This is a genomic window from Sphingobium sp. FG58 (assembly GCF_057809055.1).
In genome coordinates, this window is the sequence record NZ_JBMDJF010000008.1 from 87,226 (window position 1) to 112,750 (window position 25,525).

The window sequence follows — 25,525 nt, forward strand, 5'->3', positions numbered from 1 at the left end:
ATCGCCGAATCATGGGCAGTAAATTGGTTGGCGTTTAATGCGCCTATTTTGCCTTGAAAGTCAAACCAGCGGTGCGAGTCGCCGATAATACCGACTTGTTGCACTGCGATATCGTCAAACCATAACCTCGGCGTTGGGTCGCGGCGGATGGGTTTGGAACCTCTTGATAGCCCATCAACCTCAATCCTGATGTCATGGTTGCGATGGATGGCCAACCTTGCCGTTCTGTTTTGCCGCGCCTGACCATGGGCTTAGAGATTTATTCTGGGATTAGCAGGGTTAGGGCTTGGTCAGCGGTGCTTTTTTCGGCCCGTTTCCATGAGTCGGGCAGGGGCAGGCAAAACCGATCCCACGTCCGATCCAACCTGAAAACACGCTGGAGCGATTCTGAAACCACGTCGGATGCGACGTGATAACACGCTGTGTTTTGGGCCTAATCATGCTCCATTGCGGGTATATGGGCGGGGCGATGATTGACGAGCGGGCGTTGATAGGACGGATCGCTTCTGTCGCGGGCCGATATGCCATTGGCGTTGATGCCCGGCCAGTCGGCAAAGGGCAGGGGGAGGGTGGGGCCCAGTCCAGACCATTCGATGATATTGGTGCGCAGCGCGATTTTCCAAGCGTCGTTGCGTCGTTCCATCCGGTCGAGATAGCGCCCGCCCGCGATCCAGTTGCTGGCGTCGCGGTTGCGGCCGACGAATAGATAATAGGTTTCGACATGGGCGGTGTTGCCGTCAATGTCGATCGTCTGGTTGAGCAGATTATGGTGGGTGGCCTCCTGCCCGGCCTCATGCAGGCCCGTCGCCCAGTCGTAGAGTGGCGCGGGTTCCCCAACAAATGGCCCGGCAGCGATGGTGGCGTCGGGGTGGAAGGCCGACAGGAACAGCGCCCGATCGAACCGGTCCATGCCGCGGGCAAAGCGGGTGATGCAATCGGCGATGTCCTGCCGGTCGAGCAGCGCGTCGAGGCGGGCGATACGATCAGCGTCCATGGCCGGACTCCTTGATGGGGCGCCAGATTGGCGATCCGCGTTCGGCCCGCAGCGACGGGATGATCTTCCCGTCGATATCAGTGATACCATAGTCCTGCGCGACCTCGGCGGTGATGAAGGTGCCGCCTGACCGCTCCATGATCGCTGGATCGACCGCCAGCGCAGCGATGACGAGGCCGGCAAATTCGGGCGAGCAGCCGACCAGCGGATTGGTGACGGTGCGGCTTTTCATCGCCGGGTTAGCTGCCAGATTGCGGTTGGCCCGCTCGGTAAAGGTCAGCCCCTGCCAGAGCGAGATCGATGCGACATTATGCGGTTCCAGTTCGATCGCCATGTCCCGCGCCATCCGGTCAACGGCTGATTTGCAAGTCCCGAACACCGTACCATAAGTATAGGTGACCCCGACATAGCCCGAAATCGCGACGATCAAGCCTGATCGCTGCGGCGTCATGATCTTTGCCGCGTGCCAGGCGGCGGTGAAGTTGGACCGCACCCCCACATCCACCATATCCCAGTTTGAGAGCGGCTTTTCCCAGAAGGGCAGGGGGGTGGTCAGATCCTCCGGCAGGGCGAAGGCGTTGTTGACGAGAATGTCGAGCCTACCCTGCTCCTCCGCGACGCGGTCGAACAGTGTGGCGACCTGGGCGTCATCGCCATGATCGACCGCGACCGCGATGCCATGGCCCGCGCGTGCGTCGCACTGTGCCGCTGTCTCGCCAACCGTGCCGGGCAGATCATGATCGCCGGCGTTTACCGTGCGGCCTGTCACATAGACGGTCGCGCCCTGCTCTGCGAGCGCCAGCGCAATGCCCTTGCCGATCCCCCGGCTTGCGCCGGTGACGACGGCCACCTTGCCTGTCAGCTGTCCCATCCCGTGTTACTCCTTATATTTCTAATCGCGGCCCGCGAAAAAGGCCGTGCTGACATCGCCTTGGGCGCGGCCGGTAAAGTCCGGGCCGCTGAACGCCATGCCCATCAGCCCCTGCGACCAGTCGACCGCCGGGCCATCATCGCGGAACCAGTCATAAACCATCATGCGGCGAATGATCCGCCACTCGTCCGCGCGCAGTTCCATCACGTCGAGATAACGCCCGCCCAGCCAGATATCGCGCGCGCCTTCGCCCGCGTCGATGCGGTGGTAGGCGCTGACCTGGGTTTCGACTCGTGCGCCGTTGCCTTCGATCACGACATGGCTTTGTCCCAACATATGCTGGGTCACTGCGATGGCATCCGACCCCGGCACCACCCATGCGAGATAGGCGGCGAAATCGCCCGCAAATATGCCATAGTCCGTCGTCGCGTCCGGCCAGAAGCTGGCGCTGATCAGCGCCGCGTCGCGCCGGTCCTCACCCCGCGCCAGTCTCGCCAGACAGTCGCCGATCTGCTGCCGGTCGTGCAAAAACCGCCATGTCGCCGCATCGTCGGGCATGATGATCCTCTCCTTCGTTCCCGCGATTATCGCGCAGCGGCGTGGTGATTGGCTTGACGAATCTGGACATGCGCCCATCATCGCCGCGGCCCCGGAAGAGAGAATCATCATGACTGAGAGGAGCGATCCGTTCGAGGCCGTCCATGCCCGCCTGCTGCGTTTCTACCCCGAACTGGTGCGTGATCTGGGCGGCGATCCTGTCCTGCTGTTGCATCAAGCCGGGCTTGATCCGGCGGACCCCAGCATCGGTTATCGTCAGTTGGTCCTGCTGCTGGAGTGCAGCGCGACCGCGCTGGGCCGTCCCGATTTCGGCCTGCGCCTGGCCCTGCGTCAGCGGGGCGGGGCGATGTTCGGGCCGCTGGGGCAGGCGATGCGCAATTCGCCGACGCTGGGCAATGCGCTCGATTATGCCAGCCGCCACAGCTATGCCCACAGCCTGGCCGCGCGGCTTTGGCTGCGGCGTTTTCCCTCGGTCCGTCATGTGTTTGTCGGCCATGACATCTTGCTCGACGCCATGCCCGACCGGGCGCAGGCGATGGAGCAGATATTGCTGTTGGGGCATCTGACCGCGATGGACCTGACGGGGAGCCGAGCCCGCGCGCGCCGGGTCCATTTCCGACATCAGCCGCTCTCGCCGCTTCCCCTCTATCGCCGCCATTTCGGCTGTCCTGTGCATTTCGGCCAGAGCGAGGATGGCATCAGCTTTGCCGACCGGGACATGGCCTGCCCGATCGTCGCGCCGGATGCAGATGCGCTAAGCGCGGTAACCGCCTATATCCGCCAGCACTTCCCCGATCATCATCCCCCGTTGCACGCGCAGGTGCGTGGCCTGATCATGCAGGGGCTGGGCGTCGGCGATTGTTCCAATGCGCAGGTCGCCGTGCAGCTTGGCCTGCACCAGCGCACCCTGCATCGGCGGTTGCGCGCCGAAGGCACTGCCTTCCAGACGATCAAGGATGAGGTGCGCCGCGACATGCTGCTTTATTATCTGCGCCAGACCGATCTGGACGTCATGGTCATCTCCGAAAAGCTGGGTTTTGCCGAACAGTCGGTGCTGACCCGCAGTTGCCATTTGTGGCTTGGCGCCGCGCCCACCGCGATCCGCGCGGCGGCACGCGCCTGAAGCTGCACTGTCCAAATCCGTCAAGCAGCTGCGCTGGTGCCGCTGCTAGCCTGCATCGCAATCCCGCCGACCAGTCCAACTGCGGCGCGCGACGCATGACAGGAGAGAGAGATGACCAGCCCGACGCTCGATTGTTCGGATATCGACCAATATCTGGGCAAGCCGATCCAGCCTGCCCGCATGGTGGAGCCGATCGCCAATAGCGATATTCGGCGCTGGGTGCAGGGGATGCGCTATCCCAACCGGCTCCATTATGATGCAGGCTATGCCGCGCAAAGCCGCTGGGGCGCGCTGGTCGCGCCGCAAAGTTTCGCCGTCACCATGGATTGTGCCCATGGTTCCGCGCCCGCTTGCGTCGGCAGCATTCCCAACAGCCATTTGCTGTTCGGTGGCGACGAATGGTGGTTTTATGGGCCCCGCATGAAGGGTGGCGACCGTATCTGGAACGAGCGCATCCCGTTCGATTATACGATCAAGGATACCAAATTCGCCGGGCCTACCTGTTTCCAGCGCGGCGACAATTTCTACTATAATCATGACGGCGATCTGATCGCCAAGCAGCGTTCCACGACGATCCGCTATGATCAGGCAGCGGGCAAGGATAATGCGCCCACCGATGGCTTTGACGATCCGGTCTGGACCGACGATGAGCTGGAAACGCTCGAAGCGCGCAAGATGGAATGGATCCAGATGCTGCACGATCTGGGCCATGACCGGCGCTGGTGGGATGATGTGGTGGTCGGCGCGGCCTTGCCGCAGCGGGTGATCGGTCCCCATTCGATCGTGTCCTTCACCACCGAATGGCGCGCCTATATGTTCACCCAATGGGGCGGCACCCATCGGCGCACCGACCTCGACATGGAAGCGCTGGGCTTCGTCAAGGAAATGGCGGGGCATGAAAATGACCCGGTGATGGAGGCGATCAATCCCGAATTTACTGACGGCGCCTATATCGGTCCGTCACGCGGGCATCTGTTCCCGCGCTGGGCGCGCTTTATCGGGATGCCGCGCGGCTATGGCTATGGCGCGTCGATGGGGGCGTGGATCACCGATTATTTCGCGGGCTGGGCCGGGGAGTGGGGCATGGTCCGCCATTCCGCCTGCCACTATCGCGGCCCGGCGCTGACAGGCGACATCACGGTGACGACCGGCATCATCCTCGACAAGCTCGTCGATGAGGAAGGCCGTCACATAGTGCAGGTGGAATGCCGGTTGATGAATCAGGTCGGCGTGACGCTGGCGACCGCCAAGGGCGAAGTGGAGTTGCCCAAAAAGCCCGCTTAACCCGGCAGCGGCAAATATACGCTGGCGCGCAGGCCGCCTTTGGCCTGGCTTGCCAGTATGACATGGCCGCCATGCGCCTGCGCCGCCGACTGGACGATGGAGAGGCCTAGGCCCACCCCGCCGGTGCGCCGGTTGCGGGAGGGTTCGCCGCGGAAAAACGGTTCGAACGCACGGGCCAGATGGTCCTGGCTCATGCCGGGGCCATTATCGGCCACCTCGACCACTGCCATCATGCCCTCCGTTCGCACCGTGACGTGGGCGGCGTCACCATATTTGACGGCATTATCGATCAGGTTGGTGAACAGTCGTCGCAGCAGGATCATGTCGCCGTGGATGGTGATAGGGACGACGTCGGCGATGGTGACGGCATGGCCCATATCGGCAAAATCATCGACCAGCCCCTCGACCAGCAGTCCAAGATCGAGTGGCTCCATCAGGCGCGGGCGGCTTTCATTGTCGACGAAATCCAGCGTGGTGCTGATGAGTTGCTCCATCTGCGCGATTTCCTCCTGCGCGGCGGTGCGGATCGGGTCTGGGGCTGTGGCAAGGTGAAAGTGGAGGCGGGAGAGGGGCGTGCGCAGATCATGGGCGATCGCGCCGACAACCGATGTGCGCTCCTGCACGAACCGCGCGATGCGCGCCTGCATGTCGTTGATCGATCGGGCGGCCATGCGGATTTCGGTCGGTCCCTCGACCGGCACCGGCGCTGCCTCGACCCCGGCTCCCAGCCGTTCGGCCGACGCGGCGAAGCTGCGGATCGGGCGGGTCAGCCGCGCGCTGAACCACATGCTGACCGGAATGATGAACAGCAGGCTGAACAGGAATGTGTCCCGCCCGGTCAGGTTCCAGATGGTGTCTGGCCTGCGCGATTCGCGCGTCACCATGCGCCATGCGCCGTCGGGCTGCTTAACCGCTGCCGTGAACGTGCCCAATATGAAGGGATCGGCCCTGCCGTCGCGGCCATAAAGTGTTATTTCGTGGATGATCTGGTCGAAACGGGCCTGATCGCCACTGTTCAGATAGATGCGCACATCCGCCTGCGGCACGCCCAGCCGTCGCGCCAGCATGGCCGCAACCAGCTTTTCGGTCCGGTCGGTCATTGCCCGCGGCGTCGTTGGCTGCACGCGGGTTTGCAGGATCGGCTTGTCGCGCAGCACGGGCTGCCCCCGCACGATCCGGGCGATTTCATAGACGGACAGCGGGATGCGCGCGGGCGGGTGGATCAGGAAGAGGGTCGAGAGGCTGAACAGGGTCAGCATGGCGATGACGCCAAATGCCATGGCCAGCATATGGGCGTGGATCGAGTTGGCCCATTGGCGCAGGCGCGTCATCATGCGCGTGTGACCAGCGGCAGGAATATATAGCCTTCGCTGCGCACCGTGCGGATGATTTCACCATGGGTGCGGGTGCCCAGTTTCCGCCGCAACCGGCTGACCTGCGTGTCGATCGCGCGGTCGAAGGCATCCGAATCCTCGCCGCGTGCCAGTTCCAGCAGCTGGTCGCGATTCAATATCTGCTGCGGCTTTTCGATGAACGTCAGCAGCAGGCCAAACTCCCCCTCCGACAGGCCGATGATGATCCCGCCCGGATCGCGCAGCACGCGGCGCACCGGGTCCAGCCGCCATCCGTCAAACTGGTAATGGGCGGTCGCCTCGGCGCTCCCGCCCGCTACCGGCCGCCGCCGCCGTTCCAGTGCGCGAATGCGGGCGAGCAATTCGCGCGGTGACACGGGCTTGGGCAGATAATCGTCGGCACCGCCCTCAAGGCCTGTGATCCGATCCGTCTCCGTCCCCAGCGCCGACACCATGATGATCCCGACATCGGCGGTGTCCGATAGCGTCCGCGCCAGCGACAGCCCGTCCTCGCCCGGCATCATCACGTCGAGGATGACGATATCAGCGGCCTGCCGCGCCAGCGCCGCGCGCATGGAGCGCCCATCCTCCGCCTCATCCACATCATAGCCCTGCGCGATCAGGAAATCGCGGATCAGCGTGCGGAGCGCCGGATCGTCATCGACAATCAGCAGCCGGGGGCGGGCGGGGGCTTCGACGTCCGACATGGCGGCTTTCCTCTCCTGGCTCCTCTTGTCGGTCTTTTCCGGTGGCGATTCAATTGTGGCGTGACAGCCATCGCAGGGACAGTGACGCCCGCCTTTTCGCCCCTCTGTGTCAACGCAGACAAATTAGTCGGCGCCCCATCTGCTAAAGCCTCGCGGATAGAGGCCGCTCGACCGGCCCGATGCAGGAGACAGGGTTATGCCGGATAGCGATGGGATGCTGACACGCCGGACCATATTGGGGCTGGTCGCGATCGCGCCATTGGCGATCGCCGCTCAGGCCCATGCGGCGTCCTGTGCCGATCCTGCCACTCTCTCTGCTGCGCAGAAGAGTATGCGCAAGTCGCTCGGCTTCAAATCTCCCGCGCCTGATCCTGCCAAACATTGCGCGACCTGCGCCTTCTTTACCGGGAAGGGTGCAGATTGCGGTCCATGCGCGCTGCTGAGCGGCGGCATTGTCCCCGCCAATGGCGTGTGTGACAGCTGGGCGAAGAAGGGCTGATTGCGATGACGCGCGCGCCCCGCCAATTCGTCTGGGACTTGCCCGTCCGCCTGTTCCACTGGGCGCTGGTCGTGCTGATCGGCTTTTCCTGGTGGAGCGCGGAAAATTACCACATGGACTGGCATCGGCTGTCGGGTCAGGCGGTGCTGTTCCTCATCGCCTTCCGCCTGTTCTGGGGCCTGGTCGGATCCGACACGGCGCGTTTTGCCTATTTCCTGAAAGGCCCGCGCGCCATCCGCGCTTATCTGGCCGATAAACAGGCATCTGCCAGCGTCGGCCATAACCCGCTGGGCGGCTGGAGCGTGGTCGCGATGCTGGCGATATTGGGCATGCAGGTGGTGAGCGGTCTGTTTGCGGTCGATATAGACGGTATCGAGTCCGGGCCGCTTTCCCACCTTGTCGATTTCGATCAGGGGCGGCTGGCCTCCGCCATTCACGGGGTCTGCTTCACGGTGCTGCAAGCGCTGATCGTGCTGCATGTGCTGGCGGTCCTGTTCTACCTCGTGGTGCGAAGGCGTAACCTGATCGGACCGATGGTCACAGGCAGCACCGCCGCCCAGGCCCCGATGACGATGCGCCGGGCCGGACCATTGGCGCTGGTCGTCGCGCTGTCGCTGTCGGCGGCACTCGCCTGGTGGCTGTTTGCGCAGTCGGCGCTCTGAACCCATGAAAGGATATGCCATGCGGACATTGCTGATCGCAGCCGGATTTGCGGCCCTGCTCACATCGCCGCTGATCGCCGCGCCCGGCGATATCGTCGCCACCCGGATCGCGGGCTTCCGCGAAGTCGGTGCGGCGTTCAAGAATATCAATGACGAACTGAAATCGGGCAGCCCACAGCTTTATGTGGTGCAGATTTCCGCGCGCCAAATCCGCGATTATGCGCGTCAGCATGTCGGCTGGTTCCCGGCGGGCAGCGGTCCGCGCCCCGGTGTCAAGACAGCGGCGAAGGCCGAAATCTGGAGCCAGGCACCTGCCTTCAAAAAGGCGCAGGACGGCTTCGTGGCGCAGGCCAATGCGTTTGCCGGGGTCGCAGGCAGCGGCGACGTGGCGAAAATGCGGGTCGCGGCCAAGGCGCTGGGCGGCAGTTGCGCGACCTGCCATCGCAGCTTTCGGGTCGAGGACAAGCGCTGATGCGCCGCGCGCTCATCCTGCTGGCTTTCTCCCCCGCACCGCTCTGGGCGCAGGCGGCTGACCTCGACATTCCGGTCGCAGCGGCTGATCATTTTCCGCGCGGCATTTCGGTCAAGGCGCGCGTCTATACCGACCGGCGCGGCTTGACCCTCTATGGCATGGACATGCGCGCCGCGACCGGCCGCACCGGCCAGCCCGCGCTTTATTGTAGCGGTGATTGCCTGACCCAATGGGAGCCATTGCTGGCCCCGCGCGGTGCGCCCATCTCCCCTCTCCCGCGCGCCTTTGGCGGACCGCGTCAGGAAGCGCCGGTCGTAGAACCCGCCTCCGCTAACCCCGACTGGACGGTGGTGGAAGGACCGGCCGGGCCGCAATGGGTCTATAAGAAGGTCCATCTGGTGTTCACCCGGAAGGACGCCCGACCCGGATCGACCGAGCATGACGGCGCGGATAGCTATTTGTGGAACAGCCTGAAATATCTGCCGCCGCCGCCTAAGCTGGTCGCGCCGCCGGACGTTACCGCGCGTCTGGCCGATGGCGCTTATGTGCTGGCCGATGCGCAGGGCAATTGGTTGTTCAGCCCGAAATCCGCCGACTGCGCCGATCCCTGCGGCTGGCGTCCGCATTCCACTGGCATGGCGCGGGGGAGCGTGGGGCAGTGGAGCGTCCGTCAGACCGCCGATTTCGCCCAATGGGTCTATCGCGGCAAGCCCGTCTATCGCGCCGCCCCGCGCCAGCCCGTACCCGCCGACGGCGTGGCGCTGACCCCCTGATGAAGGAGAGCATCATGATCGCCTACAGGATCGCAGCCCTATGCGCGGCAAGCTTCCTCGCCCCGATCGCGCAGGCAGACACGACGACTTTGCCCGCAGCGCCGGCGAATGGCGAACTGGGTTTCGTATTCACCCATTTCGCGCCCGCCATCTATCAGGGGCAACAGGATTGCCCGGATGGTCCGGTTACCACATTGCGTGAAAACTACATCCAGACCCAGGCGCCTGCCGAACGGTTGCGTCTGCTTGAAAAGGTGAACGAGCCGGAACTGACCAAGCGCTGGACCGGCTCTGCCTTTGGTCCGAACGGCACCAATATCTGCACCCATCCCGCCCTGTTCGACCGTCCGCCGCAGCGGACCGTGCAGGGCAAGGTGGCGCAGGGGCTGGATCTGGATGCGGGCGCGGAGGCGCAAGGCTGCGGCCATGACCCCTTCACCAGCCCGACCGGGCAGACCGGCATCGATAATCAGACATGGCGCGCCATGGGCTGTGTGCGGACATGGCGCGGGGTCGATGGCACGGGCGGCGACATCGTGCGCGGCCTGAACCAGTTTCTGATCAGCGGCGAACATACGCAGGTGTTGCTGCTCACGGGCGTGGACAGTTTGCAGGACGATCCCGATGTCGATGTCATCTATGCCAATAGCGAGGACCGCGCCGTCATAGATTCAAAGCAGAATGTCGTACCCGACGCCAGCTACACCATCGTTGCCAATGCGCAGCATCGCAATGTGCTGAAAGGCCGTATCGTGGGCGGCGTGTTGATGACCGATCCGGCCCATATCCGCCTGCGCCAGACATGGGGGCAGGGGTCCGAACGTGACATTCGCGGCAAGCGCACCGAATATGACATGGCCAAGGCCCGCCTGCGCCTGGCGTTCCAGCCGGACGGGTCGCTCAAAGGACTGGTCGGGGGTTATCAGCCGATCTGGAACATCATGGCGTCACTGTCGATCGGTGGAGAAGGGGCAGCGACGACTGCAGGTTTTGATTGTGCCGCCATGTACGCAGCGCTGAAGAAACTGGCCGATGGCGACCGCGATCCGGCGACCGGCCAGTGCCGTCGTATCTCCAGCGCGATGGAGGCGGTGGCCATTCCCGCCTTCGTCAACGATACTCCGCCCGCGACCAAGGTGGCGCAACAATGATCCGCGCGCTCTCCCTTCTCGTCGCGCTGGGTCTGACCGCCTGCTCGGCAGAGAAGGCTCCGCAAAGTGCATCGGCTGAGCCATCTTTTGCCCCGCTCAAGGAACCGCTGGGCCAGATCGTCGCGATGCGCCGCCTGACCGAAGCGCAATATCGCAACAGCATCGCCGACATATTCGGCCCCGACATCCGCGTGGCGGGCCGGTTCGAGCCGATCGTCCGCCCGGTGCATGAGTTGATCGCGACCGGCGCGGCATCCTCCACCATATCGCCCGCGGGCATTGAGCAATTTGACGCCATGGCCCGCGCCATCGCAGCGCAAATATTCGATACCGACCGCCGCGCCCAGTTCATGGCCTGCGCCCCGCGCGACGCGGCGGCCCCCGATCCCGATTGCGCCGCGCGCGTGCTGGTGCCGGTGGGCCGCTATCTCTTCCGCCGACCCATGACGCAGGAGGAGGTTGCCGCCTATGTCATGATGGCGGGCAAGGCGACGGAATCGAGCGGGTCTTTCCACAAGGGGCTGGAACTGGCGCTGGCCGCGATGCTGGTGTCGCCGCATTTCCTCTATGTCGTTGAAAGCGCGGAACCCGACCCCGAAAGTCCCGGTGGCCTGCGCCTCGACAATCTGGCGCGCGCATCGCGGCTCAGCTTCCTGCTGTGGAACACGACGCCCAATGAAGCGCTGCTGAAGGCGGCGGAGCAGGGCCAGCTGACCGACCCGGCGCAACTCGCCGCCATCGCCGGGCGCATGGTCCGCTCCCCGCGATTGGAGGATGGCGTGCGCGCCTTCTTCGCCGACATGCTGTTGTTCGAGAAGTTCGACGAAATGGCCAAGGACCAGATCGTCTATCCCCGCTTCAACCCCGATGTCGCATCGGCTTTGTCCGAACAGATGCTGCGGATGATCGTCGATCAGCTGGTGACGCAAAAAGGCGATTATCGCGACCTGTTCACCACGCGCCGCACGTTCATCAACCGCGCGCTGGGACCGCTCTATCAGGCCAAGGTCACATCGACGCAGGGCTGGGTGCCGTATGAATTCGCGCCGGGTGATGACCGTGCGGGTCTTTTGGGGCAGGCGGGGTTCCTCGCGCTCTACGCCCATTCGGGGCGTAGCTCGCCGACCCTGCGCGGTCGGGCGATCCGTGAATTGCTGCTGTGCCAACCCGTCCCCAACCCGCCCGGCAACGTCAATTTCACCGCGGTGCAGGACGTGACCAGCACCGCCATGCCGACCGCAAAAATGCGTCTGACCGCGCATAATAGCGACCCGGTCTGCGCCGCCTGTCACAGGATTACCGATCCGCTGGGCCTGCCGCTCGAAAAATTCGATGGCATCGGTGCGTTTCGCCCGCGCGAAAATGGCGCGCCGATCGATACGGCGGGCCTGTTCGAAGGGGTCGCGTTTCAGGGCAATGTCGGCCTGGGCAAGGCGCTCGCCGCGAGCAAGTCCACCACCGAATGTGTTGCAGGCCGCGCCTTCCAATATGCCACTGGCCGCGTGCCGGAGGATGATGGTGGATTGGCGGGCGGGATCGAGCAGGATTTTGCCAAGGATGGCTATCGCATCGCGTCGCTCTTCCTGCGCGTCGCCACCATGCCGGAGGCCTATCGCATAGCCGCCACGCCGCTCGCTGCGCCCAAAATCGCCATGACCACAAGCAAGGAAGTCCATCCATGAGCTTCACCCTGAACCGCCGCACCGCACTGCGCGGCATGGTCAATGGCATGGCGGTCGCGGTCGGCCTGCCGCTGCTCGACGCATTTCTGGACGGTAATGGCGCAGCGATGGCCGCGACCGGCGCACCGGTGCCGGTGCGTTTTGGCACCTGGTTTTGGGGTCTGGGGGTCAATCCGCCCCGCTGGTATCCCAGCAAGATCGGCGCGGACTATGACCTGAAGGAAGAGCTGGCCGCGATTGCGCCCCTGAAGCACAAGGTCAACATATTGGGCGATTTCAGCCTGCCGCTGGATGGCAAGCCGAACCTGCCGCATATCAGCGGCGGCATCGGCATCCGCACCGGCATGGCGATCGCGTCCGACCGGGGGCTGCCCGCGCCCTCCTTCGACGTGGCGATCGGCGACGTCATCGGCACCCGCACCCGCTTCCGTTCGCTCGAACTGTCGGCGACTGGCGACCCGCGCAATTCGCTGTCGGGGCGCGGCAATGGCAATCTCAACCCGGCTGAAGTCTCCCCCGCCGCGCTCTATACCCGTATCTTCGGCCCCGACTTCCGCGATCCCAACAGCGCGACTTTCACCCCCGATCCTGCCCTTCTCGCCCGGCGCAGCGTGTTGTCGGGCGTCGCGGACCAGCGACAGGCGCTCAACGCGCGGCTGGGCGCGGCGGATCGGCAGAAGCTTGACCAATATTTCACATCCGTGCGCCAGCTGGAAAAGCAGCTCGACGTGCAGCTGACCAAGCCCGAACCGATGCAAAGCTGCGTCGTGCCGCAATCCGTCGCCGACCGTCCGGTCAATGCGGAAATCGAAAATGTCATGGCCAATCATCAGGTGATGACCGACCTGCTGGTCATGGCGCTGGCGTGCGACAATGTCCGCGTGTTCAACATGAATTTCAACAATGGTGCATCGTCGCTGACGCGCATCGGCAGTACCATCACCCACCATCAGCTGACCCATGAGGAGGTGATGGACAATCGCCTGGGCTATCAGCCGGAGGTCACCTTCTACGTTAACAAATGTATGGAAGCCTGGACCTATTTCATCAAGGCGCTGGACGCGGTGCAGGAAGGGGACCGGACCCTGCTCGATAACACGTTGGTTTTTGCCCATAGCGAAACCGAATTCGCCAAATTCCATACGATAGACAATATCCCGATGATGACCGCCGGGTCGGCAGGCGGGCGGGTGAAGACCGGTCTGCACATTGCAGGCGAAGGCACACCGGTCAGCCGCGTCGGCCTGACGCTGCAACAGTTGATGGGTGTGCCGGTCGATACATGGGGGACCGACAGTATGGAAACGAACAAGCCGGTATCGGCGCTGATGGCGTGAATCAGCCCGCCGCCATCGCCTGGCGCAGCCGCTGTAACAGGCTGCGCCGATGGCGTTCCGCCTCGAACCGGGCGAGTTCGGGATCGCGGCGGACGATGGCCTCGATGATACCGCTGCGCCATTGCCGCCATGCTGCAAACCCGTCTGCGCCGTCGAAAATCGGTGCGATCGGCGCGCTGCGATAATAGCGCATACTGACGCGGGCGAGCAGTTCGATCAGCGGCCGGTCGACCATGCGGAACAGGATATCGTGCAGGTCATCTTCGAACAATAGCCGCGCGCCGCCATCCGCGCATTGATCCACTCGTTGCGCCAGCATCGCCAGCGCCTCATGCAGCGCGGCGTCATCGCATGTGGCGGCGGCAGGCATCAGCTCGCAATCGAGCAGCGTCATCATTTCCAGCGCCTCATAGGCGTCCGACCCGCGCACTCGCAAATAGGCCGCGACCGACCGTTCGAGCGCCGCGACATCGGGTCGCGTGCCGAAATAGCCCCCGCCCGGACCCCGGCGCACTTCCAGCAATCCTTCATGCTCCAGCACACGGGCGACCTGCTGCACGGTGGCGATGCCCACGCCCAGCAATTTGGCGATGTCGGGCAACGCCCCGATCTGGGTCTGGGGCGGCTGCGCCAATATGATGTCGCGCAACTGCTCGGTCGCCTTGGCGGCCAGATGCCGCCGGTGCAGCGGTGCATCATCGTCAGCTGTCGCCACGCTCATCCTTTCCTTGATCCCGCCTTGACCCGTAATCCGATGCCGCGCTCTTGGCCAGCTTCGCGCCGGTTCGGCGCGGGGGCGATGATATCAGCGGAGCGGCAGGCAGCGACCTTCGCTGGCGGAACGTTGCGCCGTTTCGATCACCGCCTGCACCGCAAGCGCGTCCTCCACCGGCGTGGGTAAAGGGCCGCCGGACTGGATCGCGGCGGCGACCTGCGCGTAGAAGCGTTCCTGGCACCCCAACAGCGCCGGGCGCGTGGTCATCCCGCCCTGCTTATCATAGATTTCCAGCGGATCGGGATCGACGCCCCAGCCGCTATCGCCCGGTCGGAGGTCTGCGACCAGCTGCGTCTCCTGCGGATCGAGCAGCCGCTTGATCAAAGTCCCACCGGTGCCATGGACGATGAAGCGTGGGCTACCCCCGGCCTCGGCCCCCGGCACGGTCAGGCTCGCGTGCAGCACTACCCGCATTTGGGGGTAGCGCAGCACGACATGCGCCCAGTCGTCCGATACCGCGCCGTCGCGCAATGCGGCAAAATCGGCGCTGACCGCATCAGGCCGTCCGAACAGCGCCAGCACCTGATCCACCAGATGCGGTCCCAGATCGAGCCACAGACCCGACCCCGGCGACCCATCCTCGCGCCAGCGATCGCGTATCTCCGGCCGGAAGCGATCGAAATGGGATTCGAAATGGGCGACCCGACCGACCAAGCCCTCCTCGATCGCCGCGCGGATGCTGCGAAAATCGCTGTCGAAACGCCGGTTGTGGAACACCGCCAGCTGTTTGCCACATTGGGCCGCCAGCGCCGCCAGATCCTGCGCCTCGGCCAGCGTCAGCGCGAACGGCTTGTCCACGACGACATGCTTGCCCGCCCGCAGCGCCTGCGCGGCCAGCGGTGCATGGGTGGCGCTGGGCGTCGCGATCACCACCAGATCGATGGTGGGGTCGGCGAAAATCTCCGCAGCGGTCGCGACACAACGGATAGCGGGGTCGAGCGCGGCCACTTCATCGGCCTTGCTGGTGCTGATGCTGATCAGCGCCATCGCCGGAACGGCGCGCAGCAACGGCGCATGGAAGATACGGCCAGCCGGACCATAGCCCACCAGCCCAACGCGGATCACATCAGCCACGCAATTTCCCCTCAACGATGGGTGCCAGCTTGCCGACGATTACCGTGACCCCCTTGTCATTGGGGTGGATGCCGTCGGGCAGTTGCAGCGCCCGGTTACCGATCACCCCGTCCAGCATGAAGGGATAGAAGGCGGCGTCATATTTCTTCGCCAGCGCCGGGAAGATCGGGTTGAAGGCAGCGGCATAATCCGGCCCCATATTGGGCGACGCCAACATGCCGGTTAGCAGCACGGGGATGCCGCGTTTCTTCAGCTCTGCCAGGATCGCGTCGAGATTGTCCCGCGTCGCCTCCGGGCTTAAGCCGCGCAGCATGTCGTTGCCGCCCAACCCCACCAGCATCAGGTCGGGCTTGCGCGCCAGCCCGTCCAGCGTGAAGGCCAAGCGCGCCAGACCCGCTGCGCTGGTATCGCCCGACACGCCGGCATTGACGACCTGCGCCTTCACCCCGCGCGCGGCCAAAGCCTGCTCCAGCACCGGGGCCAGCCCCTTGCCCTGATCCAGATTATAACCGGCATAAAGGCTGTCGCCGAACGCCACGACCAGCTTGCCATCGGCCACCGGCGCAGCGGCTGGCGTGGAAGCTGACATGCCTTGGGCGCTGTTGGCGACCGGTGGCGGGGGCGGTGCCTTGTCCGAACAGGCGCAAGCCAGTTGGACAAACAGCGCCAGCGCCCCATATTGCAAAAATCTGCCCGCCAAGGAGCGCTCCTTCTTCATGCACATGCCCATCGATCCGGCCACTATCGCGATCCGCGCGCACAATGTCACCCTTTCGCTTGGCACAAGCGATGCGCCCGTCGAGATTTTGAAGGGCGTCGACCTCACCTTACTGCGCGGTGAAAGTATCGCGATCCTCGGCGCATCGGGTTCGGGCAAAAGCTCGCTGATGGCGGTCTTGTGTGGGCTGGAGCGGGCGAGCGGCGGGGACGTGCATATTGGCGGGGTCGATTTTGGCGCACTGGACGAGGATGCGCTGGCCCGCGCGCGGCGCGGGCGCATCGGCATCGTGCTGCAAAGTTTCCACCTGCTCCCCACCATGACCGCGCTGGAGAATGTCGCGGTGCCGCTGGAACTGGCGGGGGAAGCTGATGCCTTCGCCCGCGCAGCCGAAGAATTGCGCGCCGTCGGGCTTGGCCACCGGCTGGACCATTATCCCGCCCAATTGTCGGGTGGCGAACAACAGCGCGTCGCCATCGCCCGCGCCGTCGCGCCGCGCCCGACCATCTTGTTCGCTGACGAACCGACCGGCAATCTCGACGCGACCACCGGCGTCACCATCATGGACCTGCTGTTCGATCGCCAGCGGGCGGCGGGCGCAACATTGGTCATCATCACCCATGATCCGGCACTGGCCGACCGCTGCGGCCGGATCGTAGAGATGCGCGACGGACGGATCGTATCGGACCGCGCAGCGTGATGGCGCTTGATTGGGCGACAAGCTGGCGCATCGCCCGGCGCGACCTTCTGGGCCGGTTCCGGGGATTGCGGCTGCTGTTTCTTTGCCTGTTCCTGGGTGTCGCTACGCTGGCCGCGATCGGCAGCCTGACGTCGGCGATCACGCAGGAACTGAGCGAACGCGGGCAGGGGTTGCTTGGCGGTGACGTCGAAATCGCCATGACCCAGCGCGAAGCGGCGGAGGGCGACAAAGCGGCCTTCCGCCGCCTTGGCACATTAAGCGAAACCATCCGCCTGCGCGCCATGGCGCGGGGCGAACGAGCCGACGGACCGGCCGTGCTGACCGAACTCAAGGGCGTGGATAATGCCTATCCGCTCTATGGCACGCTGGCGCTGCAAGGTGGGCGCTATCGCGCGCCGCTAGCGCCCGACCGCATCCTGATCGGCCCTGCGCTGGCCGACCGGCTGAACGTCAAGCCCGGCGACCGGTTGGTCTATGGCACCGTCACCTTCACCATCGCCGCGATCATATCCGACGAACCCGACCGGCTGGGCGAGGGCTTCACCCTCGGCCCTGTTGCGATCGTCTCGCTCGACGGGCTGCGCCGCACTGGCCTGATCCAGCCAGGCAGCCTTTATGACAGCAAATATCGCCTGCGCCTGCCCGCTGGAGCGGATGCACAGGCGGTGCGCGAGGATCTGGAAAAACGCTATCCGTCCGCCGGTTGGGAGTTCAAGGATCGCGATCGGGCGGCTCCCGGTGCCAGCCGCTTCATCGTGCGCATGGGGCAATTTCTTTCACTGATCGGCCTCGCTGCGCTAGTGATCGCGGGCATCGGCGTCAGCAATGGCGTCGCCTCTTATCTCGCATTGAAACGCGCCGGCATCGCGACCTTCAAGGTTTTGGGCGCAACGTCGGGCGACATAGCGCGCATCTATCTGCTCCAGATCGGCTGCGTCGCTTTGCTTGGTATCATTTGCGGGCTGGCGGTTGGCGCGCTCCTGCCGTCTGCCATTGTCGCGCTGGCGGGCGATGTGCTGCCGGTCAGCCCCGGCTTTCGCCTCCATCCTTTGCCGCTCGTCACCAGCGCCGCCTATGGCCTGCTGATCGCCTTCCTCTTCACCCTGCCGCCACTTGCCCGCGCCCGGACCCAGCCTGCCGCCTTGATCTTTCGCGGCGTTGTCGATCCGCGCCACGGCATCGACCGACGCACGATTCTCGCCATGGCGGCGGCGGGCGCGCTGCTGGTAGCGCTGGCGCTCGGCACCGCGCGCGAGCCGCTTTTCTCCGCCGCCGTGCTGGGGGCGACTGCGGCGGTCCTGCTGCTCCTGCTCGGCATCGGTTGGGCTGTGCGCCAGATCGCCCTGCGCGCGCCGCGTCCGCGACGGCCCTTGCTGCGGCTGGCGCTGGCCAATCTCCACCGCCCCGGCGCGCAGACCGCCGCGCTGATCGTTGCATTGGGTCTGGCACTCACACTGTTCGTGACGCTGGCGGGCATCCAGACCAGCCTCGACAGTGAAATCCGCAATGTCGTGCCAAAGACCGCCCCGGCCCAGTTCGTGCTGGATATCCCGTCGGAGCAAGCGGATCGTTTCCGCACCATCGTGCGCAAACAGGCCCCCGACGCGCAGTTCAACATTGTCCCCGCCCTGCGCGGCACCATCGTCGCCTATGGCAAGCAGCGCGTCGCCGACCTGAAGGAGCCACCCGAAGGCGCCTGGTTCCTGCGCGGCGAGCGCGGCGTCACCTACAGCGCGACCCTGCCGCAGGGCAGCGAACTGGTCGCGGGGCAATGGTGGCCCGCCGATTATGCCGGGCCGCCGCTCGTTTCCTTCGACGCGGAAGCCGCGAAAATCCTCAACATCGGCGTCGGCGACACATTGACTGTCAGCCTGCTGGGGCGGGAAATCACCGCGCGCATTGCCTCCCTGCGTAAAATCAACTGGGAGACGATGGGCTTCAACTATATCCTCGTCTTTTCCCCCGGCATCGTCTCCGCCGCGCCGCACAGCCTGGCCGCGACCATCACCATGGACACGCGCCACGACAGCGCCGTCACCCGCGATCTGCTGGCCGCCTTCCCCGGCGTGTCGGTCATCGCGGTGGGCGAAGTGATCGCGCAGGTTGGCGCGATCATGACGCAAATGTCCGCAGCGATCGTCGCTGCCGCTTCGGTCGCGATTCTGGCGGGCATAGCCGTGCTGGTCGGCGCGATCGCCGCATCGCGACAGGCGCGCAGCTATGACAGCGTGATATTGAAAACGCTCGGCGCGACCCGTGCGCAGTTGCTGGGCGGGCAGGCGCTCGAATATGGCCTGCTCGCCACGATGCTGGCGCTGGTTGCGCTGGCGTTGGGGTCCGGCGCGGCCTGGTTCGTGATCGTCCAGATTTTCGAATTCAGCTGGTCGCCCGACTGGCTGGTCGTGCTGGCAACGCTGGGCGGCGGCGCTTTGCTGACGCTGGGCATTGGTCTTGCCGGGTCGATCCCGCTGCTGTCCGTCCGTCCGGCCAGCGCCCTGCGGCAGCTTTGAACGTCGCGCCGGACGCAAACGGCACTGGGTGCGTTTCCCCCACGTGCGCTTGGTGCAACCTGCCGCCTGCATTGCGCTAGCTTGCCGCAAATTTGTTGAGGGAAGCCAGCATGACGACCAGCCAGACCGCCACCCGTTCCTTTGTCGATCTGCGCGCATGGGCGGCGGGGGTGATGGTCGGAGGAGGGGAGGGCGACGCCTTCCTGTCCGCCCGCGCTGTGCTGCCCCAGCCGGAAGGGCCGGTGTCGATCGGCTTGATCGCCCTGTCGCAGGGCAGCGGATCAATCGCGGCGATGCCTGCCGACGAATTTGTCATCGTTGAATCGGGCAGCGTACAGATTGACCAGCGCAGACTCAATGAAGGTGACAGCATCGTCCTGTGCGAAGGCGCAAGTTTTGGCTGGACAGTCACGGCTGACGCACGCCTCCTGTTCGTGCGCCGTACCGGTGGCTCTGCCGCCGACGGCGCGATCATCCCGATCGACACCAGCGCGCCGCTCGAACCGTCAGGCGCGCCGCTGGCTGAACTGCTGGTCGGGCCAACGCCGTCCTGCCGCAATTTCACCGACTATCGCTCGGCTGACGGCGAATTTGTCTGCGGCACCTGGGATTCCACACCATATCACCGCCGCCCGATGGCCTATCGTCATTATGAGCTGATGTATCTGCTCGATGGCAGCGTGACCTTCGTCGATGGTGCAGGCGCGGCAGGGACGTTTGGCAAGGGCGACATCTTCCTGGTCGAACAGGGCGCATCATGCAGCTGGGATAGCCAGGTCCACGTCAAGAAGGTGTACGCCATCTACCGCCCGGCCTGAAAGCCTCGAACCACAAGCATCGGTGTTCCCGCGCAGGCGGGAACCCAGTCCAGCCTATGAGCTGGGTTCCCGCCTGCGCGGGAACACGCTGTGCCTCATCAGTTTCTAGGCCATCGGATCCAAGGTCCCCAACCAAGCGACCAGCGCCAAGATCGCAATTGCCGCGCCCGTTTCGACCGCTAGCGACAACCGCAAGGCCCGCACCGCGCCGTCCGCCCCCCGCTCCAGTGCCGGGGTCAGCCGCCAGCGATTGAGCGCCGCCAGCCCCAGCATCCCGCCGAACACAGCCAGCTTCGCGCCCAGCAGCCAGCCATAGCGGCTGTCTACCAGCATCGGCAGGTCAGTGACGCCCACGATAATTAGGCTGTTGACCACCCCGGTCACGACCAAAGTGGCGACAAACACGGTCCCCAGCAGCGAAAATTTCGCCAGCATCACTGCGACCCGTTCGACATTCGGTCGGCGCATCGTCACGGCGTGCAGCAACGCTGCCAGCGCGCCGATCCACCCTGACGCCGCCCAGATATGCGCGACATCGGCAGCGCGGTGAACGGTCCCTGCGACATCCTCAGTTGCCCCGGCATGGCCGGTCCAGGCGATCGTCGCAGCGGCAATGGCGGCGGGGATCAGAACCCAGCGATCCCGCCCGGCCACAGCCAGCCCCAGCGCGGCCAGCAACGCTATGCCGCGCACCACCAGCACCGGACCGATCGGCGTCATCGTCAGCAAAATCTCTGCCGTCGCCCAGTCGGGCGGCAGCAACGGGGTGCTGGTCATGCTCGCGGCGCTCGCCAGCAGCCACAGCGCCGACAGCGCAATGCCGCCCAGCGCCAGCGCCGCCAGCAGCGTGCGCTGCCCCGCCATGCCCATCGCCCACCAGAAAAGCGGCAGGCCCATGAGCAGGGCAAGGTCGACCATCAGGCCAAAGCGCGCCAGGAGCAGCATGGGTGCCAGCATCCCCCCGTCCATGACGGCTTACTTGACCTTGAAGCTGTAGCCGCCTTCCATCTTATGCTGGTCGGCGCCGACAATATGCCATTTCAGGTCATAGCTGCCGGCGGGCAAAGCGCGGGGCAGGGTGACGATCATCGTCTTGCCGTCGGGCGCCACCACGGTCTTGAACCCCTTGATCGGCATAGGCGCATGATCGCTCATGCCCGGCATCCCGGTCATGACCAGATCGACGCCCGAAAGCGGACCCAGGAATTTCTCGGAAAAAGTGAGCGTCAGCTTGGTCGGCTTGGCGACCGTCGCATTGGCGGCAGGGCTGGATGACAACAGCTTGCTATGGGCCAGAGCGGCTCCGGGCAGGATGGCGATCGACAGGGCGATGGCGGCGGTCAGGAAACGGGACATCGGGGCTTCTCCATGATGGTGGTTAGGGGATATTACGCATGGACTTGCCCGACCCCTCATCACAGGTGCATGATTTTTTTCGTCGCCATCGGGTGAGGGATAAGCGCGCGCCGCGCGTATGCCGCGATGAGGATGGAGTATGTGCAGATGAGTGATCTCGATCAGTTGCTGGGGCAGATGCGGGCGATGCCTGTCGACGCCCGGCTGGAGCAAATGGACGGCGTGGTGATGCAGGGCGTTGCCCGCCGCCGTGAAAGGGGCGTGGCGCGGCGTAGCATGATGCTGGCCGGCCTGCTGGCGCTCGGCATCGGCTGGGCGGGCAGTATCGTGCCGTCGGTCCCCGCCCAAGCCGCGCCGATCGGCATGTCGGATTATGCACCCTCGCGCCTGCTCGGCCAATGAGCTTGAAGCGCTATCTGCTCGTCGCGCTGGTCGCCTTCGCCGCGGCGCTGGCGGCGGTGCTGGTCGCGCGCGTCTGGATCGCGCCGCAGCCCCGCGTGGAAAGCGAAGTCCATGCGCTGTTGCATGAAAAGCTGACGCTCGATGCGGCACAGGAACAGCGCATCCATCAACTTGAAGCTGCGTTCGCCATTCGCCGCGAAGCGCTGGAGGCGGAAATGCGCGCTGACAATGCGCGGCTGGCGCAGGCGATTGCGGCGGAACATGGTTATGGCCCGCAAGTCGGCCAAGCCGTGGACCGCACCCATCATGTCATGGGCGCGCTGCAAAAGGAGACGCTCCAGCATATTTTCGCGATGCGCGCGGTGCTGCGCCCCGATCAGGCTGCGCAGTTTGACAGCGCCGTCGTCAAGGCACTGACCCAGCCCGCCCCCCGGTGAGCGCAGCCGAACCCGATGACAGGGCGCTGGCAGCGCGGGCGCTGGCCGGGCATCAGGACGCCTATACCGCTCTGATGCGGCGGCATCGCAATGCTGTGTGGCGACTGGCACGTGGGGCTATCGGCGATGGCGACGAAGCGCTCGACATCACGCAGGAGGTGTTCGTCGCTGCCTTTGCCGCGCTGGCCCGCTATGATGGCGCGCGGCCGTTTCGCAGCTGGATCGCGCGGATCACGCTCAACAAATGCCGCGACTGGGGCCGCCGCCGTGCGGTGCGGCGCTTCTTCGCCTTTGCACGCCCGATCGACGAAGCGGGCGACATTGCCGACGCCGCGCCCGACCCCGAACAGGCGCTGCAATCACAGGCGGCCCTTACCCGAATTAACGCTGCCATCGCCACGCTGCCTGCTGCGCTCAAGGATGTGCTGTTGCTCCGCACGATCGAGGCGATGAGCCAGGCGGACACCGCTGCCGTGCTCGGCCTCACCGAAAAAGCGGTCGAAACCCGCCTTTATCGCGCGCGTGCAAAATTGTCGGAAAGTTTGAGGGATGACGCCGCGCCCCGCGTATGAAGGGGCATGACCAACCTGACTCTCGACCGCCGGACCCTGTTCAAGAGCGCGGCTGCCCTCAGCCTCGCCAACGCCTTCCCCGCCTGGGCGCAAAGCGGCACCCACGGGCTGCATCCAGCGCCCGGCATCCTGTCGGGCGAGAGCATCGCGCTGACCGTCGCCGACAGCCATTTTGCGACCGGGGGCCGATCCGCCCATGCCATCACCATCAACGGCACCGTCCCCGCGCCGCTGATCCGGCTGCGAGAAGGGCAGAATGTCCGGCTGTCCGTGACCAACCATCTGAAAGAAGATACGTCGATCCATTGGCACGGCCTGATCGTCCCCTTCCAGATGGACGGCGTGCCTGGCGTCAGCTTCCCCGGCATCGCGCCGGGCGAAACCTTCACTTATGAATTCCCGATCCGCCAGTCCGGCACCTACTGGTATCACAGCCATTCGGGGATGCAGGAGGCGATGGGCCATTATGGTCCGATCGTCATCGACCCCGCAGGCGCCGATCCGGTGCAGGCGACGCGCGAGCATGTGATCGTCCTGTCCGACTGGTCGCCGGTCCACCCCCATGTCCAATTGAAACGGCTGAAACAATCGGGCGGCTATTATAATATGCAGCGCCAGACGCTTGCCGGATTGCTCAAGGGCAAGGACCAGCCGCTCAAGGACCGGATCGACTGGGGCAAGATGCGGATGGACCCGACCGACATTTCGGACGTCACCGGCTCAACCTACAGTTTTCTGGTCAATGGCCATGGCACGGCGGAAAACTGGACCGGGCTGTTCACGCCGGGCGAGCGGGTGCGGCTGCGCATCATCAATGCGTCGGCTATGACCAATTTCAACGTTCGCCTGCCCGGCCTGGCGATGACCGTTGTGCAGTGCGACGGCCAGCATGTCCAGCCGGTCGAAACCGACGAGTTCCAGATCGGCATTGCCGAAACCTATGACGTGATCGTCCAGCCGACCGACGCCACCGCCTATGCCCTGATCGCCGAAGCCATCGACCGTTCCGGCCTTGTCCGCGCGACGCTTGCGCCACAGATTGGCATGGTAGCGGCCATCCCCGCGCTGCGCGCCCGGCCGCTGCTGACCATGAAGGATATGGGGATGGACATGTCCGGCATGGACATGGGGCAGGGGGGCGTGATCGACCTGTCCCAACCCGCCAATGACAGCATGTCCGGCCATAGCATGAAAATGCTCGACCCTTCGGTCGCGCCCAACGTGCCGATGGGACCGGGGGTGGCGACGCTATCCTCCATGCCCGCCGATCGCACGGCGGACCGGCCCACGGGGCTGGAGGATGTCGACCATCGCGTGCTGACCTATGCCGACCTGCGCGCGCTCGAACCCAACGAGGATATTCGTGCGCCCACCCGGTCGATCGACATTCACCTGACCGCGAACATGGAACGCTATATGTGGTCGTTCGACGGGGTGAAGCTGTCCGACGGCGCGGAGCCCATCGCCTTCCGTCATATGGAGCGGGTGCGCGTCACCCTCATCAACGACACGATGATGCCGCACCCCATCCATATCCACGGCCACTTCTTCCAGTTGCTGACCGGGGAGGATGCGGCGCATAATCCGCGCAAGCATACGGTCAATGTGTTGCCCGGCGGCAAGATCAGTTTCGATCTGACCGCCGATGCACTGGGCGACTGGGCGTTCCACTGTCATATGCTGATGCACATGCACGCGGGAATGATGCGCGTCGTCACGGTCCGCCACGGGGAGGACGCGGCATGACGCGCCTGATCGCCGCCCTGCTGCTGGCCAGCACGGCCACGCCCGCGCTGGCGCAAATGGACCATAGCCAGATGGACCATAGCGCGCACCAGACGCCGCCCGCGCCGCAAGCGCCCGCCGACCCCCATGCTGGTCACGCCATGCCCGCAACCGACGACAGCGTGCCGCAGGGCGTCGCCCCGCCAATCCCGGCCGATCACGCTGCCGAAGCCTTCTACCCCGCCGCCACCATGGCCCGCGCCCGCGCCGCGATGATCAAGGAAAGCGGCGGCATGAGCTTCTCGCAACTGATGCTCGATCGCCTGGAATATCGGGCGCACAGGGGTGCGAATGGCTATGCCTGGGAAGGCGAAGGCTGGTTCGGCGGCGATATCAACCGCTTCGCGTTCAAGACGGAAGGCGAGGGCGAAATCGGTGGCCCGCTGGAAAGTGCCGAAGTGCAGGCGCTCTACAGCCGGGCGCTGAACCCCTGGTTCAATGTCGAAGCGGGCGTGCGGCAGGATTTCCGCCCGCAACCCCAGCGCACCTATGCGGTCGTCGGGATCGAAGGCCTCGCCCCTTACTGGTTCGAGGTCGGCGCACAGGCGTTCCTCTCCGACAAGGGCGACGCCCATCTGCGGCTGGAGGGCAGCTATGACCAGCGCATCACCCAGCGCCTGATCCTGCAACCTGCCGCCGAAATGAACATCGCCGCGCAGGATGTGCCGGAACTGGGGATCGGGTCGGGTGTGTCCGACATCGAACTGGGTCTGCGCCTGCGCTACGAATTCGCCCGCGAATTTGCGCCCTATGTCGGCGTCCATTGGGAACGCAAGCTGGGCGATACGGCGCGTTATGCGCGCGTGGCGGGGGAGAGTGCGTCGGCCACGAGTCTGGTTATGGGTGTGCGTTTCTGGTTCTGACCGGGCAGGCCCACGCATAACTAACCTCGTCATCCCCGCGTAGGCGGGGA

General features: G+C 64.9%; 27 protein-coding genes. 17 read left to right on the forward strand and 10 right to left on the reverse strand.

Annotated features, from left to right (window positions below; genetic code table 11):
* Positions 1 to 433: 433 nt before the first annotated feature.
* From ACODR8_RS11880 to ACODR8_RS11890, 3 genes are read right to left on the reverse strand one after another with little or no spacing between them, the layout of a single operon-like run.
* Positions 434 to 994, reverse strand: coding sequence for a nuclear transport factor 2 family protein (locus ACODR8_RS11880; RefSeq protein ID WP_489007427.1), 561 nt, complete (start codon positions 992 to 994; stop codon positions 434 to 436).
* Positions 984 to 1,865, reverse strand: coding sequence for an SDR family NAD(P)-dependent oxidoreductase (locus ACODR8_RS11885; protein WP_489007428.1), 882 nt, complete (start codon positions 1,863 to 1,865; stop codon positions 984 to 986). Before ACODR8_RS11885 ends, ACODR8_RS11880 begins: the two co-directional genes overlap by 11 nt.
* A 21-nt stretch (positions 1,866 to 1,886) precedes the next feature.
* On the reverse strand, positions 1,887 to 2,423 hold the full coding sequence (locus ACODR8_RS11890) for a nuclear transport factor 2 family protein (RefSeq protein ID WP_489007429.1): 537 nt from the start codon (positions 2,421 to 2,423) through the stop codon (positions 1,887 to 1,889).
* Positions 2,424 to 2,532: 109 nt separating this feature from the next.
* On the opposite strand from ACODR8_RS11890, the gene ACODR8_RS11895 reads away from it, so the two are divergent.
* A complete protein-coding gene (locus ACODR8_RS11895) occupies positions 2,533 to 3,546 on the forward strand; it encodes an AraC family transcriptional regulator (RefSeq protein WP_489007430.1) in 1,014 nt (337 codons plus the stop codon).
* Between the two features lie 111 nt (positions 3,547 to 3,657).
* A complete protein-coding gene (locus ACODR8_RS11900; protein ID WP_489007431.1) occupies positions 3,658 to 4,830 on the forward strand; it encodes an FAS1-like dehydratase domain-containing protein in 1,173 nt (390 codons plus the stop codon).
* Here the strand turns inward: ACODR8_RS11900 and ACODR8_RS11905 are convergent.
* Both ACODR8_RS11905 and ACODR8_RS11910 read right to left on the reverse strand, forming a co-directional pair.
* A complete protein-coding gene (locus ACODR8_RS11905; RefSeq protein ID WP_489007432.1) occupies positions 4,827 to 6,164 on the reverse strand; it encodes a sensor histidine kinase in 1,338 nt (445 codons plus the stop codon). The genes ACODR8_RS11900 and ACODR8_RS11905 overlap by 4 nt on opposite strands.
* On the reverse strand, positions 6,161 to 6,889 hold the full coding sequence (locus ACODR8_RS11910) for a response regulator (RefSeq protein ID WP_489007433.1): 729 nt from the start codon (positions 6,887 to 6,889) through the stop codon (positions 6,161 to 6,163). The genes ACODR8_RS11905 and ACODR8_RS11910 overlap by 4 nt, the downstream gene beginning before the upstream one ends.
* A gap of 196 nt (positions 6,890 to 7,085) precedes the next feature.
* On the opposite strand from ACODR8_RS11910, the gene ACODR8_RS11915 reads away from it, so the two are divergent.
* The 7 genes from ACODR8_RS11915 to ACODR8_RS11945 are packed head-to-tail and all read left to right on the forward strand — an operon-like array spanning position 7,086 to position 13,465.
* On the forward strand, positions 7,086 to 7,388 hold the full coding sequence (locus ACODR8_RS11915; RefSeq protein WP_489007434.1) for a high-potential iron-sulfur protein: 303 nt from the start codon (positions 7,086 to 7,088) through the stop codon (positions 7,386 to 7,388).
* A 5-nt stretch (positions 7,389 to 7,393) separates the two neighbouring features.
* On the forward strand, positions 7,394 to 8,050 hold the full coding sequence (locus ACODR8_RS11920; protein WP_489007435.1) for a cytochrome b/b6 domain-containing protein: 657 nt from the start codon (positions 7,394 to 7,396) through the stop codon (positions 8,048 to 8,050).
* 19 nt (positions 8,051 to 8,069) lie between these two features.
* Complete coding sequence (locus ACODR8_RS11925) at positions 8,070 to 8,522, forward strand: c-type cytochrome (protein WP_489007436.1); 453 nt, start codon at positions 8,070 to 8,072, stop codon at positions 8,520 to 8,522.
* On the forward strand, positions 8,522 to 9,295 hold the full coding sequence (locus tag ACODR8_RS11930) for a hypothetical protein (RefSeq protein ID WP_489007437.1): 774 nt from the start codon (positions 8,522 to 8,524) through the stop codon (positions 9,293 to 9,295). The genes ACODR8_RS11925 and ACODR8_RS11930 overlap by 1 nt, the downstream gene beginning before the upstream one ends.
* A gap of 14 nt (positions 9,296 to 9,309) precedes the next feature.
* Positions 9,310 to 10,446: a hypothetical protein gene (locus ACODR8_RS11935; RefSeq protein ID WP_489007438.1), complete on the forward strand. Its 1,137-nt coding sequence runs from the start codon at positions 9,310 to 9,312 to the stop codon at positions 10,444 to 10,446.
* Positions 10,443 to 12,128 carry a DUF1592 domain-containing protein gene (locus ACODR8_RS11940; protein WP_489007439.1) on the forward strand — a complete coding sequence of 562 codons (1,686 nt, stop codon included), beginning with the start codon at positions 10,443 to 10,445 and terminating at the stop codon, positions 12,126 to 12,128. Before ACODR8_RS11935 ends, ACODR8_RS11940 begins: the two co-directional genes overlap by 4 nt.
* Positions 12,125 to 13,465 carry a DUF1552 domain-containing protein gene (locus ACODR8_RS11945; RefSeq protein ID WP_489007440.1) on the forward strand — a complete coding sequence of 447 codons (1,341 nt, stop codon included), beginning with the start codon at positions 12,125 to 12,127 and terminating at the stop codon, positions 13,463 to 13,465. Before ACODR8_RS11940 ends, ACODR8_RS11945 begins: the two co-directional genes overlap by 4 nt.
* Before the next feature lies 1 nt (position 13,466).
* Here the strand turns inward: ACODR8_RS11945 and ACODR8_RS11950 are convergent, their stop codons facing one another.
* The 3 genes from ACODR8_RS11950 to ACODR8_RS11960 form a co-directional block, all read right to left on the reverse strand.
* The gene (locus ACODR8_RS11950; protein ID WP_489007441.1) at positions 13,467 to 14,180 is read right to left on the reverse strand and encodes a FadR/GntR family transcriptional regulator; all 714 of its coding nucleotides are present in this window, start codon (positions 14,178 to 14,180) and stop codon (positions 13,467 to 13,469) included.
* Positions 14,181 to 14,270: 90 nt separating this feature from the next.
* Entirely contained in the window at positions 14,271 to 15,314 is a 1,044-nt protein-coding gene (locus tag ACODR8_RS11955; protein WP_489007442.1) for an oxidoreductase, read from the reverse strand.
* Positions 15,307 to 16,032, reverse strand: coding sequence for an arylesterase (locus ACODR8_RS11960; RefSeq protein WP_489007443.1), 726 nt, complete (start codon positions 16,030 to 16,032; stop codon positions 15,307 to 15,309). Before ACODR8_RS11960 ends, ACODR8_RS11955 begins: the two co-directional genes overlap by 8 nt.
* Here ACODR8_RS11960 and ACODR8_RS11965 point away from each other — a divergent pair.
* The 3 genes from ACODR8_RS11965 (at position 16,031) to ACODR8_RS11975 (ending at position 20,060) form a co-directional block, all read left to right on the forward strand.
* Positions 16,031 to 16,732, forward strand: coding sequence for an ABC transporter ATP-binding protein (locus tag ACODR8_RS11965; RefSeq protein WP_489007444.1), 702 nt, complete (start codon positions 16,031 to 16,033; stop codon positions 16,730 to 16,732). The two genes, ACODR8_RS11960 and ACODR8_RS11965, sit on opposite strands and share 2 nt — an antisense overlap.
* Positions 16,729 to 19,242: an ABC transporter permease gene (locus tag ACODR8_RS11970; protein ID WP_489007445.1), complete on the forward strand. Its 2,514-nt coding sequence runs from the start codon at positions 16,729 to 16,731 to the stop codon at positions 19,240 to 19,242. The genes ACODR8_RS11965 and ACODR8_RS11970 overlap by 4 nt, the downstream gene beginning before the upstream one ends.
* A gap of 110 nt (positions 19,243 to 19,352) precedes the next feature.
* Entirely contained in the window at positions 19,353 to 20,060 is a 708-nt protein-coding gene (locus tag ACODR8_RS11975) for a cupin domain-containing protein (RefSeq protein ID WP_489007446.1), read from the forward strand.
* A gap of 105 nt (positions 20,061 to 20,165) precedes the next feature.
* Here ACODR8_RS11975 and copD read toward each other — a convergent pair whose 3' ends face one another.
* Together copD and copC are read right to left on the reverse strand one after the other, a co-directional pair.
* The gene (gene copD, locus ACODR8_RS11980; RefSeq protein WP_489007447.1) at positions 20,166 to 21,017 is read right to left on the reverse strand and encodes a copper homeostasis membrane protein CopD; all 852 of its coding nucleotides are present in this window, start codon (positions 21,015 to 21,017) and stop codon (positions 20,166 to 20,168) included.
* Positions 21,018 to 21,035: 18 nt separating this feature from the next.
* Positions 21,036 to 21,416, reverse strand: coding sequence for a copper homeostasis periplasmic binding protein CopC (copC, locus tag ACODR8_RS11985; RefSeq protein WP_489007448.1), 381 nt, complete (start codon positions 21,414 to 21,416; stop codon positions 21,036 to 21,038).
* A gap of 147 nt (positions 21,417 to 21,563) precedes the next feature.
* On the opposite strand from copC, the gene ACODR8_RS11990 reads away from it, so the two are divergent.
* From ACODR8_RS11990 to ACODR8_RS12010, 5 genes are read left to right on the forward strand one after another with little or no spacing between them, the layout of a single operon-like run.
* The gene (locus ACODR8_RS11990; RefSeq protein ID WP_489007449.1) at positions 21,564 to 21,818 is read left to right on the forward strand and encodes a hypothetical protein; all 255 of its coding nucleotides are present in this window, start codon (positions 21,564 to 21,566) and stop codon (positions 21,816 to 21,818) included.
* Positions 21,815 to 22,255, forward strand: coding sequence for a periplasmic heavy metal sensor (locus ACODR8_RS11995; RefSeq protein WP_489007450.1), 441 nt, complete (start codon positions 21,815 to 21,817; stop codon positions 22,253 to 22,255). Before ACODR8_RS11990 ends, ACODR8_RS11995 begins: the two co-directional genes overlap by 4 nt.
* Entirely contained in the window at positions 22,252 to 22,827 is a 576-nt protein-coding gene (locus ACODR8_RS12000; RefSeq protein ID WP_489007451.1) for an RNA polymerase sigma factor, read from the forward strand. The genes ACODR8_RS11995 and ACODR8_RS12000 overlap by 4 nt, the downstream gene beginning before the upstream one ends.
* 6 nt (positions 22,828 to 22,833) lie before the next feature.
* Positions 22,834 to 24,573 (forward strand): copper resistance system multicopper oxidase, encoded by a 1,740-nt coding sequence (locus ACODR8_RS12005; RefSeq protein WP_489007452.1) that lies wholly within the window; start codon positions 22,834 to 22,836, stop codon positions 24,571 to 24,573.
* Positions 24,570 to 25,475 (forward strand): copper resistance protein B, encoded by a 906-nt coding sequence (locus ACODR8_RS12010; RefSeq protein ID WP_489007453.1) that lies wholly within the window; start codon positions 24,570 to 24,572, stop codon positions 25,473 to 25,475. The genes ACODR8_RS12005 and ACODR8_RS12010 overlap by 4 nt, the downstream gene beginning before the upstream one ends.
* Positions 25,476 to 25,525 lie beyond the last annotated feature (50 nt).